12 protein-coding genes and 2 tRNA genes are annotated in these 15,544 nt (G+C 60.2%); 4 read left to right on the forward strand and 10 right to left on the reverse strand.

The genetic code is table 11. The annotated features are described in order from the left end of the window. Nucleotides 1-34: 34 nt before the first annotated feature. From dnaB to rnr, 7 genes are all read right to left on the reverse strand, one after another. The gene (dnaB, locus tag HU739_RS14840; protein WP_186547633.1) at nucleotides 35-1,432 is read right to left on the reverse strand and encodes a replicative DNA helicase; all 1,398 of its coding nucleotides are present in this window, start codon (nucleotides 1,430-1,432) and stop codon (nucleotides 35-37) included. Nucleotides 1,433-1,552: 120 nt separating this feature from the next. After that, nucleotides 1,553-1,999, reverse strand: a complete 447-nt coding sequence (rplI, locus tag HU739_RS14845; RefSeq protein WP_003186385.1) for a 50S ribosomal protein L9 — start codon at nucleotides 1,997-1,999, stop codon at nucleotides 1,553-1,555. An 18-nt stretch (nucleotides 2,000-2,017) separates the two neighbouring features. Next, on the reverse strand, nucleotides 2,018-2,911 hold the full coding sequence (locus HU739_RS14850) for a hypothetical protein (RefSeq protein WP_186547635.1): 894 nt from the start codon (nucleotides 2,909-2,911) through the stop codon (nucleotides 2,018-2,020). Nucleotides 2,912-2,947: 36 nt separating this feature from the next. Next, the gene (gene rpsR, locus HU739_RS14855) at nucleotides 2,948-3,178 is read right to left on the reverse strand and encodes a 30S ribosomal protein S18 (RefSeq protein ID WP_002551829.1); all 231 of its coding nucleotides are present in this window, start codon (nucleotides 3,176-3,178) and stop codon (nucleotides 2,948-2,950) included. Nucleotides 3,179-3,207: 29 nt separating this feature from the next. Further along, a complete protein-coding gene (gene rpsF / locus HU739_RS14860) occupies nucleotides 3,208-3,630 on the reverse strand; it encodes a 30S ribosomal protein S6 (RefSeq protein WP_186547637.1) in 423 nt (140 codons plus the stop codon). A 307-nt stretch (nucleotides 3,631-3,937) separates the two neighbouring features. Beyond that, on the reverse strand, nucleotides 3,938-4,705 hold the full coding sequence (gene rlmB / locus HU739_RS14865; protein ID WP_186547639.1) for a 23S rRNA (guanosine(2251)-2'-O)-methyltransferase RlmB: 768 nt from the start codon (nucleotides 4,703-4,705) through the stop codon (nucleotides 3,938-3,940). Then, entirely contained in the window at nucleotides 4,702-7,329 is a 2,628-nt protein-coding gene (gene rnr / locus HU739_RS14870) for a ribonuclease R (protein WP_186547641.1), read from the reverse strand. The genes rlmB and rnr overlap by 4 nt, the downstream gene beginning before the upstream one ends. A 226-nt stretch (nucleotides 7,330-7,555) precedes the next feature. Here rnr and HU739_RS14875 point away from each other — a divergent pair. The 4 genes from HU739_RS14875 (at nucleotide 7,556) to HU739_RS14890 (ending at nucleotide 10,799) form a co-directional block, all read left to right on the forward strand. After that, nucleotides 7,556-7,642 (forward strand) — tRNA-Leu (locus tag HU739_RS14875). 180 nt (nucleotides 7,643-7,822) lie between these two features. Continuing rightward, nucleotides 7,823-7,909, forward strand: a tRNA-Leu gene (locus HU739_RS14880). A 314-nt stretch (nucleotides 7,910-8,223) separates the two neighbouring features. Continuing rightward, a complete protein-coding gene (locus HU739_RS14885) occupies nucleotides 8,224-9,234 on the forward strand; it encodes an extracellular solute-binding protein (RefSeq protein ID WP_186547643.1) in 1,011 nt (336 codons plus the stop codon). Then, a complete protein-coding gene (locus HU739_RS14890; protein WP_186547645.1) occupies nucleotides 9,234-10,799 on the forward strand; it encodes an ABC transporter permease in 1,566 nt (521 codons plus the stop codon). The genes HU739_RS14885 and HU739_RS14890 overlap by 1 nt, the downstream gene beginning before the upstream one ends. Before the next feature lie 90 nt (nucleotides 10,800-10,889). Here the strand turns inward: HU739_RS14890 and HU739_RS14895 are convergent, their stop codons facing one another. The 3 genes from HU739_RS14895 to HU739_RS14905 form a co-directional block, all read right to left on the reverse strand. Continuing rightward, nucleotides 10,890-12,824 (reverse strand): methyl-accepting chemotaxis protein, encoded by a 1,935-nt coding sequence (locus HU739_RS14895; RefSeq protein WP_186547647.1) that lies wholly within the window; start codon nucleotides 12,822-12,824, stop codon nucleotides 10,890-10,892. Between the two features lie 139 nt (nucleotides 12,825-12,963). Beyond that, the gene (locus HU739_RS14900; protein ID WP_186547649.1) at nucleotides 12,964-14,253 is read right to left on the reverse strand and encodes an adenylosuccinate synthase; all 1,290 of its coding nucleotides are present in this window, start codon (nucleotides 14,251-14,253) and stop codon (nucleotides 12,964-12,966) included. Between the two features lie 54 nt (nucleotides 14,254-14,307). Beyond that, entirely contained in the window at nucleotides 14,308-15,495 is a 1,188-nt protein-coding gene (locus tag HU739_RS14905; RefSeq protein ID WP_186547651.1) for an ATP phosphoribosyltransferase regulatory subunit, read from the reverse strand. Nucleotides 15,496-15,544: the final 49 nt, after the last annotated feature.

Here is a 15,544-nt window from a genome sequence, read left to right on the forward strand (position 1 = left end):
ACGAGACGGCTGGCCGAATGTCTTCGGCCAGCCGTCACTCGTCGTCGTCGAAGTTGTAGCTGCCCGGGGCGAGGTTTTCGAAGCGCGTGTATTTGCCGATGAATGCCAGGCGAATAAAACCGATCGGGCCGTTCCGCTGTTTGCCGATGATGATTTCGGCGATGCCCTTGTGTTCGGTTTCCGGGTGATACACCTCGTCGCGGTAGACGAACATGATCACGTCGGCGTCCTGCTCGATCGCTCCGGATTCACGCAAGTCGGAGTTCACCGGGCGCTTGTTCGGGCGCTGTTCGAGGGAACGGTTGAGCTGCGACAGGGCAACCACCGGGCAGTTGAATTCCTTGGCCAGGGCTTTCAGGGATCGCGAAATCTCGGAAATTTCGTTGGTCCGGTTGTCACCGCTCGAACCGGGGATCTGCATCAGTTGCAGGTAGTCGATCATGATCAGGCCGACATCGCCGTGTTCACGCACCAGACGTCGGGTACGCGCACGCATTTCCGAAGGACTGATGCCGGCGGTGTCGTCGATGAACAGTTTGCGATCGTTGAGCAGATTGACTGCGGAAGTCAGGCGTGGCCAATCGTCATCTTCCAGTTGGCCGGAACGCACTTTGGTCTGGTCGATACGGCCGAGCGAAGACAGCATACGCATGATCAGCGATTCGCCAGGCATCTCGAGGGAGTACACGAGGACGGCTTTTTCGCTGCGCAACACGGCGTTTTCCACCAGGTTCATCGCGAACGTGGTTTTGCCCATCGATGGACGGCCGGCGACGATGATCAGGTCGGAGGGTTGCAGGCCGCTGGTTTTCTCGTCGAGGTCGGTGTAACCGGTGGACAGGCCGGTAATGGCGTTGTCGGTGTTGAACAGGGTGTCGATGCGATCGATGGCCTTGGTCAACAGCTCGTTGACGCCGACCGGACCGCCAGTCTTCGGTCGCGCTTCGGCGATCTGGAAGATCTGCCGTTCGGCTTCGTCGAGGATCTCTTCGGCGGTGCGGCCTTCAGGGTTGAACGCGCTGTCGGCGATCTCGGTGCTGATACCGATCAACTGACGCAAGGTCGCCCGCTGACGAACGATCTGCGCATAGGCCTTGATGTTGGCGACGGACGGCGTGTTTTTCGCCAGTTCGCCCAGGTAACCGAGACCGCCGACTTGCGAGGTCTGGCCTTCCTTGTCCAGTTGTTCGGCGAGGGTCACAACGTCGATCGGCGAGTTCTGATCGGCCAGTTTGGCGATCGCACGGAAGATCAGACGGTGGTCATGCCGGTAGAAGTCGCCGTCGGAGACTTGATCGAGCACACGTTCCCAGGCGTTGTTGTCCAGCATCAGACCACCGAGTACGGCCTGTTCGGCCTCGATGGAATGTGGCGGCACCTTCAGGGCAGCGGTTTGCAGATCGTATTGCTCGGGAGCGGAGATATCGTTCATGGCCACTTGAGAATTAGGTGAAAAGCAGGAGTTTCAGAAAGACAAAGGGCACGACCTGTAAACAGGATCGTGCCCGATGTTAACCGTCTGACGGGCAAGCCGCCAGCCGATCCGTGTTGCTTAAGCTGCTACCACGACAACGCGTACGGTGGCTTCAACTTCGGCGTGCAGGTGCACGGCCACGTCGAATTCACCCACGTTGCGGATGGTGCCGTTCGGCAGACGAACTTCGCTCTTCGCAACTTCAACGCCGGAGGCGGTCAGTGCGTCAGCGATGTCGTGAGTACCGATCGAACCGAACAGCTTGCCTTCGTCGCCAGCGGTGGCAGTGATAGTCACTTCCAGCTCGGCCAGTTGGGCAGCACGGCTTTCAGCCGATGCTTTACGGTCTGCGGCAGCTTTTTCCAGCTCGGCGCGACGCTCTTCGAACGCAGCCAGGTTGGCAGCGGTCGCAGCGGTAGCCTTGCCGAAAGGCAGCAGGTAGTTACGGCCGTAACCGGCCTTAACGTTTACTTTGTCGCCCAGGTTGCCCAGGTTGGCGATTTTTTCCAGAAGGATCAGTTGCATGTGAAAATCCTCTAACTTTTAACCTTCACCGTTCGCGCTGTCGGTGTCTTTCGACACGTGACGACCGCGAAAATCAATCAGGCTGTCGACAATGGCCAGAACCACGAGCAACGGATAGATCAGCTGCATGAACAACAGCAGCGTGACGTACAACCCCACCAGCCAGAAACCGGCCAGTCGCTTCTGCCCGACCAGCCCGTGAATCAGGGCGAGTCCGGCGAACACCAGCGGTACACTGCACAACGGCGTCAACATGGCCATCTGTGCACCGAGATTCGGGCCCAGAAGCATCAACGCCAGCAGCAACATCGCCGGCCCCAGCGGGATCCGGATGGCGCGAAATTCGCGACCAAAACCACCCGGGTTGTACAACAACGCCTGCCAATGCCGCCCGACAATCAGGCTCAGCACGCTGACGATCTGCAACAAAGCCGCAATCAGTCCGGTCAGGACCGGTGCAATCAGGGACGCGAAACGCGCTTGCTCATCGACCGACAATTGCTTGTAGGTCTCACCGAGAAGCGCTGGCATGACCTTTATAAGGGCCTGCGCGAGCATCTCGATCTGGGCCGCAAACGCGACGCCGAGCACCACTGAAAACACCACCCCGATCGCCACGCTGACCAGCAGCGTACGGACCCAGGATTCGCTTGCGCGCAAAACCAACGCAAGCCCCGAAGAACCCAGCAGCACCAGAAGTGCCCGTGGGTCATCGGCATACAGCCACCAGATCAATGCCGGCAGCAGTCCCAGGGACAGAACGCCGAGGGCGTCCGTCAATCCGCGCCGCAGCAGCACAAGGCTCCCGGCGGCGGCACCCAACCAATACAACAACGGCAATGTTGCACACCCGGCCACTACGAGAGTGGCCTGCAGGCGGCCGCGCATGATGAACTCAGCTAAGGCACGCATGCATTCAATCCTTTGCTACTTGTCGACTGCCCGGTCTCAGCGGCCGTGGCTGTCGGTGTAGGCCAGCAGGGCCAGGAAGCGGGCGCGCTTGATAGCGGTGGCCAGCTGACGCTGATAACGAGCTTTGGTACCGGTGATGCGGCTTGGAACGATTTTGCCGGTCTCGGATACGTAAGCTTTCAGAGTGTTGAGATCTTTGTAATCGATCTCTTTCACGTCTTCAGCGGTGAAGCGGCAGAATTTACGACGACGGAAGAAACGTGCCATTTGATAGGCTCCTTAATAAGGTCCGTGGATTACTCGTCAGCGTTATCGCTGTTGTCGCTGTCATCAATGTCGGTGCCTTCGGCGCCTTCGTGCTCAGGACGGTCGCGACGCTCACGGCGCTCACTGCGGTTTTCTTCAGCCTTGAGCATCTCGGACTGGCCGGTAACGGCTTCGTCGCGACGGATGACCAGGTTACGGATCACTGCATCGTTGTAGCGGAAGTTGTCTTCCAGCTCGGCCAGGGCCTTGCCAGTGCACTCAACGTTCAGCATCACGTAGTGAGCCTTGTGAACATTGTTGATTGCGTAGGCCAGTTGACGACGGCCCCAGTCTTCCAGACGGTGGATTTTGCCGCCGTCTTCTTCGATCAGCTTGGTGTAACGCTCAACCATGCCGCCGACTTGCTCGCTCTGATCCGGGTGGACCAGAAAGATGATTTCGTAATGACGCATGAATGCTCCTTACGGGTTGTAGCCTGCCGCTCAAAAACGGTCAGACAAGGAGTGAATGACACTTATGGACTTGCTGGCGCGGGGCACATGCGTGCCTGCCGTCACAGCAAGGGGCGCAATTGTAGAGAAGGGACTGCGGGGGCGCAAGGCAATTGGTGATTATTTGAACAACCACCAATTCTTGCCACACCACAAAACAATGTAGGAGTGAGCGTGCTCGCGATGAAGGTGCAACATTCAACTTAATATGCTGAATGTAACTCCGCTATCGCGAGCAGGCTCACTCCTACAAGGGATTTGCAGCAGGTCAGGCTTTTTTCGCGGCAGCCTTGGCCTTCGCGCCACGCTGGCGCTGGGCTTCGAACAGGCATACGCCGGTTGCGACCGAGACATTGAGGCTGCTGACGCTACCGGCCATCGGCAGGTTGACGAGGTAGTCGCAATGTTCGCGAGTCAGGCGCCGCATACCTTTGCCTTCAGCGCCCATGATCAGGATGGTCGGGCCGGTCAGGTCCTGGTCATAAATGCTGACTTCAGCTTCACCGGCCGTGCCCACTACCCACAGGCCACGTTGCTGGAGCTTTTCCAGGGTACGCGCCAGATTGGTCACCGCAACCAGCGGAATCACTTCCGCCGCGCCGCAGGCCACCTTACGAACCACCGGCGTCAAAGTAGCCGACTTGTCTTTCGGCACGATCACCGCCAGCGCGCCGGCCGCATCGGCCGAACGCAGGCAGGCACCGAGGTTGTGCGGATCGGTTACGCCATCGAGTACCAGCAACAGCGGCGCGCCCTCGGTGCGATCCAGCAGCTCGTCGAGCATCGCCTCGCCCCAGACCTGACTCGGGCTGACTTCCGCCACCACGCCCTGATGAACGCCTTCAACCCAGGCGTCCATTTCACGGCGTTCGGCCTGGCCGACCTGAACCCGGTTTTGATTGGCCAGTTCCACCAGCGTCTGCACGCGCGGATCGTTGCGGCTTTCCGCCAGCCAGATCTGCTTGACGCGTTTAGGGTGGTGACGCAGCAACGCCTCTACCGCGTGAACGCCGTAGATTTTTTCCAACTGACTCATGACTTCGCCTTCGGTTTACGCGCCCCGCCACTTTTGGCTGGAGCAGAACCCGCTTTCGGCGGGCCTTTACGGTGTTTGCTCGGTTTGGCTGGCTTGCCGCCGGTCGCCTCAGGCGCCGACCGCCCGGTCTTTCCCCCGGACGCCGCTTTACCACCGTTTTTCGCATCGGCCAGCAAGGCCTTTTTCAATTCACGGCTTTTACGCAGTTCCGCGTTTTTCGCCACGGCATCGCTTGGGCGATAGGCTTCGGCAACCTTTTCCTTGGCCGGACGACGGCTGGCGGTTTTCGCTGGAGCCTTTTCCTCCGCAGACTTGGCAGCAGGCGCGGCGGTTTCGGCGCCACGTTTTTTGCGACCGATCGGCGCGCTGATGGTTTTTTCCGCCATCTCGAAGTCGATCTTGCGCTCGTCGAGGTCGACGCGCATGACGCGTACTTCAACGGTGTCGCCAAGACGGAAGCTGCGACCGGTGCGCTCGCCCGCCAGGCGGTGATGCACAGGATCGAAGTGGTAGTAATCGCCAGGCAACGCGGTGACGTGCACCAGGCCTTCGACGTAGATATCGGTCAGTTCGACGAACAGACCAAAACCGGTCACGGCGGTGATTACGCCCGGGAACGACTCGCCAACGCGATCCTTCATGAACTCGCACTTGAGCCAGTTCGTTACGTCACGGGTCGCTTCGTCGGCGCGGCGCTCGCTCATCGAGCACTGCTCGCCGAGCTGCTCCAGCGCCGGCTCGTCGTACGGATAGATGCGCGCCTTCGGAATGGTCATCGCACCGGCACGGCGAACGTGCGGGGTGTCTTGTTTCGAATGGATCACGCTGCGGATCGCGCGGTGCGTGAGCAGATCCGGATAACGACGGATCGGCGAGGTGAAGTGGGTATAGGCTTCGTAATTCAGGCCAAAGTGACCATCGTTTTCAGCGCTGTACACCGCCTGACTCAACGAACGCAGCATAACCGTCTGGATCAGGTGGAAATCCGGACGATCCTTGATGCTCGCGAGCAGGGCCTGATAATCCTTCGGCGACGGACCGTCCTTGCCTTTGTGCAGGGACAAACCGAGCTCACCGAGGAAGGCGCGCAGCTTTTCCAGACGCTCTGGCGGCGGACCAGCGTGAACGCGGTACAGCGCAGGAATCTCGTGTTTCTTGAGGAATTCGGCGGTGGCCACGTTGGCGGCCAGCATGCACTCCTCGATCAACTTGTGCGCATCGTTGCGGACGGTCGGACGGATTTCGGCGATCTTGCGCTCGGAACCGAAGATGATCCGGGTTTCCTGCGTCTCGAAATCGATCGCGCCACGCACGTGACGAGCGGCCAGCAACACTTTGTACAGGGCATAGAGCTGCTTGAGGTGCGGTACGACGTCGGTGTACTCGCCGCGCAATTTGCGCGCCTCGGTAGCCTTCGGCGTTTCCAGCATCGCACTGACCTTGTTGTAGGTCAGACGGGCGTGGGAATGGATCACCGCTTCGTAGAAGCAGTAGTCGGTCATTTCGCCAGACTTGGAGATGGTCATCTCGCAAACCATGGCCAGACGATCGACTTGCGGGTTCAGCGAGCACAGGCCGTTGGACAGCTGCTCGGGCAGCATCGGGATCACGCGCTCGGGGAAATACACCGAGTTGCCGCGCACCTGGGCTTCGTTGTCCAGCGCCGAGCCGATCTTCACGTAGCTGGAAACGTCGGCAATCGCCACGTACAACTTCCAGCCGCCGGAGAACAGGCGCAGCTTGCCCGGTTTGGCTTCGCAATAGACCGCATCGTCGAAGTCGCGAGCATCTTCGCCGTCGATGGTGACGAACGGCAGATGGCGCAGGTCGATGCGCTTCTCTTTGTCTTTTTCTTCAACTTCCGGCTTGAGCTTCGCCGCTTCTTTCAGAACCGCTTCAGGCCAGACGTGCGGAATGTCGTAGGTACGCAGCGCGACATCGATTTCCATGCCCGGCGCCATGTAGTTGCCGACCACTTCGACCACATCGCCTTGCGGCTGAAAGCGCGGCGTCGGCCAGTGGGTGATTTTCACCTCGACGAACTGACCGATCTGCGCGTTGGCGTTACGGCCTGGGGTGACCAGCACTTCCTGTTGGATTTTCGGATTATCCGCAACGACGAAGCCGATGCCGCCCTCTTCGAAGTAGCGACCCACGATGGTTTCGTGCGCGCGGGATACCACTTCGACGATCACGCCTTCGCGGCGACCGCGACGGTCGAGACCGGAAACACGGGCCAGCGCACGGTCGCCGTCGAACACCAGACGCATTTGCGCCGGGCTCATGAACAGATCGTCGCTGCCATCGTCCGGCACCAGGAAGCCAAAACCGTCACGGTGACCGCTGATGCGACCGAGGATCAGATCGAGCTTGTCTACCGGCGCGTAGGTGCCGCGGCGGGTATAGATCAGTTGCGCATCGCGCTCCATGGCGCGCAAGCGGCGGCGCAGGGCTTCGATCTGGTCTTCCGTGGTCAGACCAAACTCTTCGACCAGTTGCTCGCGGGCAGCAGGCGAACCCCGATCGGCGAGGTGCGCCAGGATCAGTTCGCGGCTGGGAATAGGGTTTTCGTATTTTTCCGCTTCACGAGCGGCCTCGGGATCGAGGGACTGCCAATCGGCCATTAGAGAGTTTTCACCTTGTCTATATGCGGGTTAGTTTGGCATAGGCGCCGTGAAACGGGAAATTTCCGACTCTATAAGAGCCGTACAGGGCCCTGTATCGACGCTCTGATACCGATTTGAACGCCGCTGGTAAAAAAATTCAGTTTTTTCTGCGGCAGGGGTTTACAGTTAAAAAGCTGCTCCGTATAGTGCGCGCCATCGACGACGCACAAGCGCTTTCGATGATGCCCAGGTGGTGAAATTGGTAGACACGCCAGCTTCAGGTGCTGGTGACCTTACGGTCGTGGAAGTTCGAGTCTTCTCCTGGGCACCAATTTCGAGTTTGAGACTAGATCAGTTTCAAGACTCACACAAAACCCGCGAAAGCGGGTTTTTTGCATTTCAGGGAACGGATTTGTTAAAACCGGTTTATTAAAATTAAATCAGGGGTTTACAGATCAAAAAGCGCTCCGTATAGTGCGCCACATCAACAGCGGCAACGCTTGCGATGAATGCCCAGATGGTGAAATTGGTAGACACGCCAGCTTCAGGTGCTGGTGACCTTACGGTCGTGGAAGTTCGAGTCTTCTTCTGGGCACCAATTCAAATTCAAGGTTCAGGCCTTGGATTTCACAAAAACCCGCGAAAGCGGGTTTTTGCGTTTCTGGCTTTCAGAAACGCAAAAACCCTGTGGCGAGGGAGCTTGCTCCCGCCCGGCTGCGCAGCAGTCGCAATCGCACGGTGCAACCAGACAAACAAGAGGGCTGCTGCGCACCCCAGCGGGAGCAAGCTCCCTCGCCACAATGTTTTTCAGCCACCATTGAATTCGTGCGACCGCTACAAGGCGCACTTGAGAAACAATATCGTTTATCATTGTTGCAAGTTTTTGCAATGCGACAGTGAGGAACCCTGCGAATGATGTTTCGAAATACCCTGCGCCGAGGCCTGACCTTCACCCTCCTCGGCCTGGCACTCGCCACTCCCCTCACCCAGGCAGCCGATGCGGTGTCCCTGACTCTTTACAACGGCCAGCACAAGGAAGTCGGCGACGCGATTGCCAAGGCGTTCGAAGCCAAGACCGGTATTCACGTCAACGTACGCAAAGGCAGCAGCAATCAGCTCGCCAGTCAGGTCATCGAAGAAGGCGACCGCTCGCCTGCCGACTTGATCTACACGGAAGAGTCGCCACCCCTGAACAACCTGGGCGAACAAGGCCTGCTGGCCAAGACCGATGACGCGACACTGGCCGTTCTGCCAAAAGAGTACGTCGCCAGCAACGGCACCTGGATCGGCGTGACTGCGCGGGTGCGCGTGGTTGCCTTCAACCCGAAACTGATCGATGAAAAAGACCTGCCGAAATCGGTCATGGAGTTTTCCGATCCGAAGTGGCAAGGCAAGGTCGGCTTTGTCCCGACCAGCGGCGCCTTCCAGGAGCAGGCTGTCGCGATCATCAAGCTGCACGGCCGCGACGCCGCCGAAGAATGGCTGACCGGTCTGCGCGCGTTCGGCAAGACCTACAGCAATAACATGGTCGCGCTCAAAGCCGTGGAAAACGGCGAAGTCGCCACGGTCCTGGTGAACAACTACTACTGGTTCGCCCTGCAGCGCGAAAAAGGCCAGCTCGACTCCAAACTGCACTACTTCACAGGTGGCGATGTCGGCGGCTTGATCACCGTGTCCAGCGCTGCGGTTTTGAAATCCAGCAAACATCCAAAAGAAGCCCAGCAATTTCTGGCCTACATGGCCAGCGAAGAAGGCCAGCGCGTGATCACCCAGACCACCGCCGAATATCCGCTGCACAAAGGCATGGAATCGGACCGCGGACTCAAGCCGTTCAGTGAACTGCAAGCGCCGAACGTCACCCCCGCCGATCTGGGCAATGCTGAAGAAGCGCTGGAGCTGGAACGCGAAGTTGGCTTGAACTGATGGCCGCATCGTTATCCGCCCCCGCCGCGCGCGGGGGTTATGTACCAAGACGCAAACGACCGTCGATCTGGCTGGTGCTGCCGGTCTTGCTGCTAGTGGTGCTGAGCCTGTTGCCGCTGGCATATGTCGGGCTTAAAGCCTGGCAGGCCGGCTGGGCCGAAGCGCTGCATTTGTTATGGCGCCCGTACGTGTTCGGGCTACTGCGCAATACCCTCGCATTGATGGTTGGGGTGACGATCACTTGCGCCGTGGTCGGCCTGTCGCTGGCGTGGTTGCTGGAGCGCAGCAATCTGCCGGGGCGGCGCCTGTGGGGCGTGATTCTGTGCCTGCCGTTTGCCGTACCGGCGTTCGTCAGCAGTTTCACCTGGGTTTCTCTGAGCGCCCAATTCGAAGGCCTGGGCGGGGCAATCCTGGTGATGAGCCTGTCGAAGTATCCGCTGATCTTTTTGCCGGTGGCGGCGACCCTGCGCAATCTTGATCCCTCCCTTGAAGAATCGGCCCGCACCCTTGGGCAGAATCGCTGGGGCGTATTTTTCCGCGTCACCTTGCCGCTGCTGTGGCCATCGCTGTTGGCCGGTTCGCTGCTGATTGCCTTGCACATGCTGGTGGAGTTTGGCGCGCTGTCGATCATCGGCCTGCAAACTTTCACCACGGCGATCTACCAGCAATTCGAGCTGGAATTCAGCAACGCCAATGCAGCGATGCTGTCGGCCGTGTTGCTGGCGCTGTGTCTGCTGCTGTTATGGCTAGAACTGCGGGTACGCGGCAAGGGCCGACATGTGCGCACCGGACAGGGCGCGGCGCGTCAGGCCGAACAGGTTCGCCTCGGCCCGTGGGCAGCGCTCGGTCAGCTCTATTGCCTGTTGCTGGCGATCGTCGGCAGCGGGATTCCGCTGGGGATGTTGGCGTACTGGTTGGCGGTCGGTTCATCGGCTGCCTTTCCGGCGGCGTCGATTGGCGAGGCGCTGTTGTCGTCGCTTGCATTGTCGTTGGGCGGCGCAGCGTTATGTCTGCTGCTGGCAGTCCCAGTCGGGCTGCTGGTGGTACGTCACAAAGGCCGACTGGCGATCTGGGCCGAGCGCCTGCCGTATCTGCTGCATGCGCTGCCAGGCTTGGTGATTGCATTGACGCTGGTGTATTTCGCCCTGCACTACGTGCCAGTGCTGTACCAGACCTCGGGGTTGCTGCTGATCGCCTATGCGCTGCTGTTTTTGCCGCTGGCTCAGGCGCCGATTCGTACCGCCCTGAACAAGGCAGCGCCGCAGTTGGAGGAGGCGGCGCGCACGCTGGGGGCTTCGTCGTTCACGGCTTTTTGTCGAGTGACGTTGCCGATTATCTTCCCGGCATTGGGCGCGGCGTTTGCACTGGTATTTCTTGATGCAATGAAGGAACTGACGGCGACGCTGCTGCTAAGCCCGACCGGGCTTAATACGCTGGCGACCGAAGTGTGGGCGCATACCGCGAATGTTGAGTTCGCAGCGGCGGCGCCCTATGCGGCGTTGTTGATTGTGGTGTCGGGGTTGCCGGTTTATCTGCTGACGACGCGGATGTATCTGAGTCGCTGATACCGCTTTCGCGAGCAGGCTCACTCCTACAGGGGAACGCATTCCAAATGTAGGAGTGAGCCTGCTCGCGATAGGCCAGTCCAGCCAGCATCAAGCCCTGAACTGCCCCAGGCTCGCCTTCAACTGCGCCGCCAGGCCATCCAGCACCTTGCCACTGGCCGTGGTCTCCACCACTGCCTGAGCCGCTTTCTCGGCCTGCGCATGAATGGTCTCGACGCGCCCACGAACAGCCTGCGCCCCTTGCGCCTGATGCGCTGCCGCTTGCGTCGCCAGACCGATCGCCGCGTGCACTTGTTCCACCGAGGCCTGCACCGACTGTTGCAGCCGTGCGCTGTCTCGCAGCACCAGCAGGCCTTCGCTGGCCTGACGCCCGGCCTGACCGATTGCTTCGACCGCTTCACGTGCACCTTGCTGCAGCGCGACGATGTGCGCCTGAATATCGCCTGTGGAGCTTTGCGTCTTGCTCGCCAACGCACGCACCTCGTCGGCGACCACCGCGAAACCGCGACCGGTCTCACCCGCCCGCGCGGCCTCGATGGCCGCGTTCAACGCCAGCAAGTTGGTCTGCTCAGCGATGCCGTGAATCACCGTCAGCACCACTTCGATTTGCTCGCTCTGCTGCGCCAGGCGTTCGATGACCTTCGCCCCGGTATCGACCTGCCCGGCCAGCGCTTCAATCAGGCTACCGACCTTGGCCGAAGTCCGAGTGTTTTCATCGGTGGCCTGACGAATATCGACAACCTGCTTTAGCGCCGCCTGCATCGCCTGGCTTTCCGACTGCGCCTCGTCAGCCATTTGCGACAGCGCACGCAAGCTTTCCGCGACCTCGTCACGCTGCATCCCGGCAGCCGCATCGGCGCCAGCGTTGCGCAAGGTCATCGCGCCAATTTCAACGCCAGTGCGCTGAGCGACATCACCTGCCTCGCGCACGATCGGCTGCAACTTATCCACAAAGCGATTGACCGCCGACGCCATGTCGCCGATTTCATCCTTGCTGTTGATTTGCACGCGCTTGGTCAGATCGCCCTCGCCCGCGGCCAGGTCATCCATCGCCGCGTTGAGCATCTTCAGGCGATTGACCACGCGATGACCAAGCACCACTGCCAGCAACAGCAGCACGCCGCAACCGACCAGTGCCAGCCCCATGCCTATTCGCCAGCGCAGGGTCGCAGCCGCTTCCTGGACAGTATTGGCCGTGTTGGTTTTCATCTCGGTAGCCGTGGCCTGCGCCGATTGCAGGCGCGCCTGCATGGCCTTGGCGCTGTCCGCCGCAGCCCCTTTGAGACTGTCGCCGACCAACTGATCGCTGCTGGCAATCAGCGCTAAGAAACGCGAGTCGAGTGCAGCCAGATCAGTTTCCACCGAGGCCGTGGACACGCCCATCAGCACCTTGCCGATTTCCACGCCATTAGGGTTGATCGAGGCTTCGAGGTAATACACCGATGGATCGTTCTTCGCCGCATCCAACACTTTGTCCAGCGCGCGCTCGCCCTGGCCTTTTTCCAGCAAGGCCTTGTTAATCGGGTTTTCGCGATTGAGATAGCGGGTCAGGTGTTGACCAGTGGCATCGTCGTAGACCACGAACAGCACGTTGGGATTGCGCTGGGCACGACGGGCGAACTCCGACAACGTCGGCACATCGCTGTCCCACATGGCGCGAGGCGCGACGGACGCCAGCAACTGCGCCATGTCATTGGCCGAATCCTTGAGATCCTTTTCCAGGGTTGCCCGCAGTTGCGCCTGCTCTTCCTTGAGGCGCGATGACAGGCCGGCGGTCAGCCGCTGACGCGTGCTGGCTGATAGCGCATCGAGGCTCGACGTCACTTCACGCCCGGCCTGCTCAAGCTCCCCGGAGAGTTTCTGGCTGTCGGCCCCAAGGCGCACAGCCAGATCAGCTTCGAGCGCCGTGACCGTGCTCCGCGTCAGGGCAACCGCCACCAACACCTGCACCAAAAGGGCGATACCCAAGGTAACGAACACCGGCCGCAACAAACGGCTTTGTAACAGTGAGAGAACAGCTGACACTTTAAATCCCTCTACTTCTGACGCCATTAATTTGATGGCACTCTTGTAGACAGATTCACAGCAAAGGTCATGCCGTCCAACAGGCATAAACGACAAAGGCCCCGATTAAGAGGCCTTTGTTTTTTACATCAACGACTTATCAAGCAAACGGATGACGCAGAACGATGGTTTCGTTGCGGTCCGGGCCCGTCGAAATAATGTCGATCGGCGCGCCGATCAACTCTTCAACGCGTTTGATGTAGGCACGAGCGTTGGCCGGCAGCTCTTCCAGGGTCTTGGCACCCACGGTCGATTCGGTCCAGCCCGGCACTTCTTCATACACAGGTTGCAGGCCTACGTAGCTGTCAGCGTCGGTCGGAGCAACGGCATTGCCCTGCGCATCTTTGTAGCCGATGCAGATGTTGATGGTTTCCAGACCGTCGAGTACGTCCAGCTTGGTCAGGCAGATGCCCGAGATGCTGTTCACATCGATAGCGCGACGCAGGATAACGGCGTCGAACCAGCCGCAACGACGAGCACGACCGGTGGTCGCGCCGAACTCATGACCTTGCTTGGCCAGGTGCGCACCCACGTCATCGAACAGCTCAGTCGGGAACGGACCCGAACCGACGCGAGTGGTGTAAGCCTTGGTGATGCCCAGAATGTAGTCGAGGAACATCGGGCCAACGCCCGAACCGGTCGCCACGCCGCCGGCGGTGGTGTTGGAGCTGGTCACGTACGGGTAGGTACCGTGGTCGATGTCGAGCAACGAACCCTGAGCACCTTCGAACATGATGTCTTTGCCGGCACGACGCAGCTCATGCAGCTCAGCGGTTACGTCGAGCATCAGCGGCTTGAGCAGCTCAGCGTATTCCTTGCACTCGGCCAGAGTTTTTTCGAACTCGATGGCCGGCTCCTTGTAGTAACCGACCAGCATGAAGTTGTGGTAATCCACCAGCTCACGCAGCTTGTCTTCAAAGCGCGGCATGTTGAGCAGATCGCCAACACGCAGGCCGCGACGGGCCACCTTGTCTTCATAGGCCGGGCCGATGCCGCGACCGGTGGTGCCGATCTTCAGCTCGCCACGCGCCTTTTCACGGGCCTGGTCCAGCGCCACGTGGAAGGACAGGATCAGCGGGCAGGACGGGCTGATACGCAGGCGCTCGCGCACCGGTACGCCTTTCTCTTCCAGCTTGGTGATCTCGCGCAGCAGGGCGTCAGGTGCAACCACCACGCCGTTGCCGATCAGGCACTGCACGCCTTCGCGCAGCACGCCCGAGGGGATCAGGTGCAAGACGGTTTTTTCGCCGTCGATCACCAGGGTGTGGCCAGCGTTGTGGCCACCCTGGTAGCGCACTACGGCGGCAGCATGTTCGGTCAGCAGATCAACGATCTTGCCTTTGCCCTCATCACCCCACTGGGTGCCCAGGACTACGACATTCTTACCCATAACACTTGTCCTCATTCGCGCAAACTTGGTGCCGGCGAAGGCCGGCAGGAAAACTCAAGAAGCCAGTGGCGATACTTGCCAAAGCCCGTTCTGCTGAATCAATTGCCGGTCGCAGTCCGCATCACGGGCGGCGGCCAAAGGTTGCCCAGGCAACGCCTGAACGACACGCTGACCCTCACTGCGCAACTGGCAAACCTGCTGCCAGAGTGCCGCATCCGTACTGTCAGGCATCCAGATACCGCCAGACGGTAACTCGATCTCAGCACGCCCCAGGGTCACCAGGGTTTTCAAATCGGTAGAGAAGCCGGTCGCCGGACGGGCCCGACCGAAGTCGGCGCCGATGTCGTCATAACGACCGCCTTGCGCGATGGACTGACCCACGCCGGGCACGAACACCGCAAATACCACACCGGTGTGGTAGTGATAGCCGCGCAACTCGCCCAGGTCGAAATACAGCGGCAGCTGCGGGAAGCGCACCGAGAGACGCTCGGCGATGGCCAGCAGGTCTTCCAGCGCCGCCAACACTGGCGCCGGCGCATTCGCCAGTCGCTCGCGAGCAGCGGCCAATACTTCACGGCCGCCGCACAGATCGACCAGCGCACGCAGCATGCCGGACAGATCGGCCGGCAGGCCTTCGGTCAGGATGATGACTTCATCGATGGCCTTGCGCTGCAGGGCATCGAACAACTGCTGCTCGACTTCACCGGACAATCCGGCAGCGCGCGCCAGACCACGATAAATGCCGACATGGCCGAGGTCCATGTGCACGTCCGGTACGTCGGCCAGTTGCAGCATGGCCAGCATCAGGCTGATCACTTCAACGTCACTGCTCGGGCTGGCGTCGCCGTACAACTCGGCGCCCAGCTGGATCGGGCTGCGCGAGGACGACAGCGCACGCGGCTGGGCGTGCAGCACGCTGCCGGCGTAGCACAGACGGCTCGGGCCTTCGCGGCGCAGGGTATGCGCATCGATGCGCGCGACTTGCGGCGTGATGTCGGCGCGGAAACCCATCTGCCGGCCCGATTGCGGGTCGATGACCTTGAAGGTACGCAGATCCAGGTCCTGGCCCGCGCCGGTCAGCAGGGATTCCAGGTACTCGATATGGGGAGTCACGACAAATTCGTAACCCCAGCTCTGGAACAGATCCAACACCTGGCGACGCGCCACTTCGATGCGCGCCGCTTCCGGTGGCAGTACTTCTTCGATGCCATCTGGCAGCAGCCAGCGGTCTACCGTTGCCATTACGCCATTCCCCTTTGATCCGGGCGGCCAGCCCGAGGGCTGAGCCTTG

This window comes from Pseudomonas hamedanensis, assembly GCF_014268595.2.
Classification (GTDB): domain Bacteria; phylum Pseudomonadota; class Gammaproteobacteria; order Pseudomonadales; family Pseudomonadaceae; genus Aquipseudomonas; species Aquipseudomonas hamedanensis.

Coding starts and splice junctions, on each gene's coding strand:
- dnaB (WP_186547633.1), bottom strand. CDS start 1,432: ATGAACGATATCTCCGCTCCCGAGCAATACGATCTGCAAACCGCTGCC.
- rplI (WP_003186385.1), bottom strand. CDS start 1,999: ATGCAACTGATCCTTCTGGAAAAAATCGCCAACCTGGGCAACCTGGGC.
- HU739_RS14850 (WP_186547635.1), bottom strand. CDS start 2,911: ATGCGTGCCTTAGCTGAGTTCATCATGCGCGGCCGCCTGCAGGCCACT.
- rpsR (WP_002551829.1), bottom strand. CDS start 3,178: ATGGCACGTTTCTTCCGTCGTCGTAAATTCTGCCGCTTCACCGCTGAA.
- rpsF (WP_186547637.1), bottom strand. CDS start 3,630: ATGCGTCATTACGAAATCATCTTTCTGGTCCACCCGGATCAGAGCGAG.
- rlmB (WP_186547639.1), bottom strand. CDS start 4,705: ATGAGTCAGTTGGAAAAAATCTACGGCGTTCACGCGGTAGAGGCGTTG.
- rnr (WP_186547641.1), bottom strand. CDS start 7,329: ATGGCCGATTGGCAGTCCCTCGATCCCGAGGCCGCTCGTGAAGCGGAA.
- HU739_RS14885 (WP_186547643.1), top strand. CDS start 8,224: ATGATGTTTCGAAATACCCTGCGCCGAGGCCTGACCTTCACCCTCCTC.
- HU739_RS14890 (WP_186547645.1), top strand. CDS start 9,234: ATGGCCGCATCGTTATCCGCCCCCGCCGCGCGCGGGGGTTATGTACCA.
- HU739_RS14900 (WP_186547649.1), bottom strand. CDS start 14,253: ATGGGTAAGAATGTCGTAGTCCTGGGCACCCAGTGGGGTGATGAGGGC.
- HU739_RS14905 (WP_186547651.1), bottom strand. CDS start 15,495: ATGGCAACGGTAGACCGCTGGCTGCTGCCAGATGGCATCGAAGAAGTA.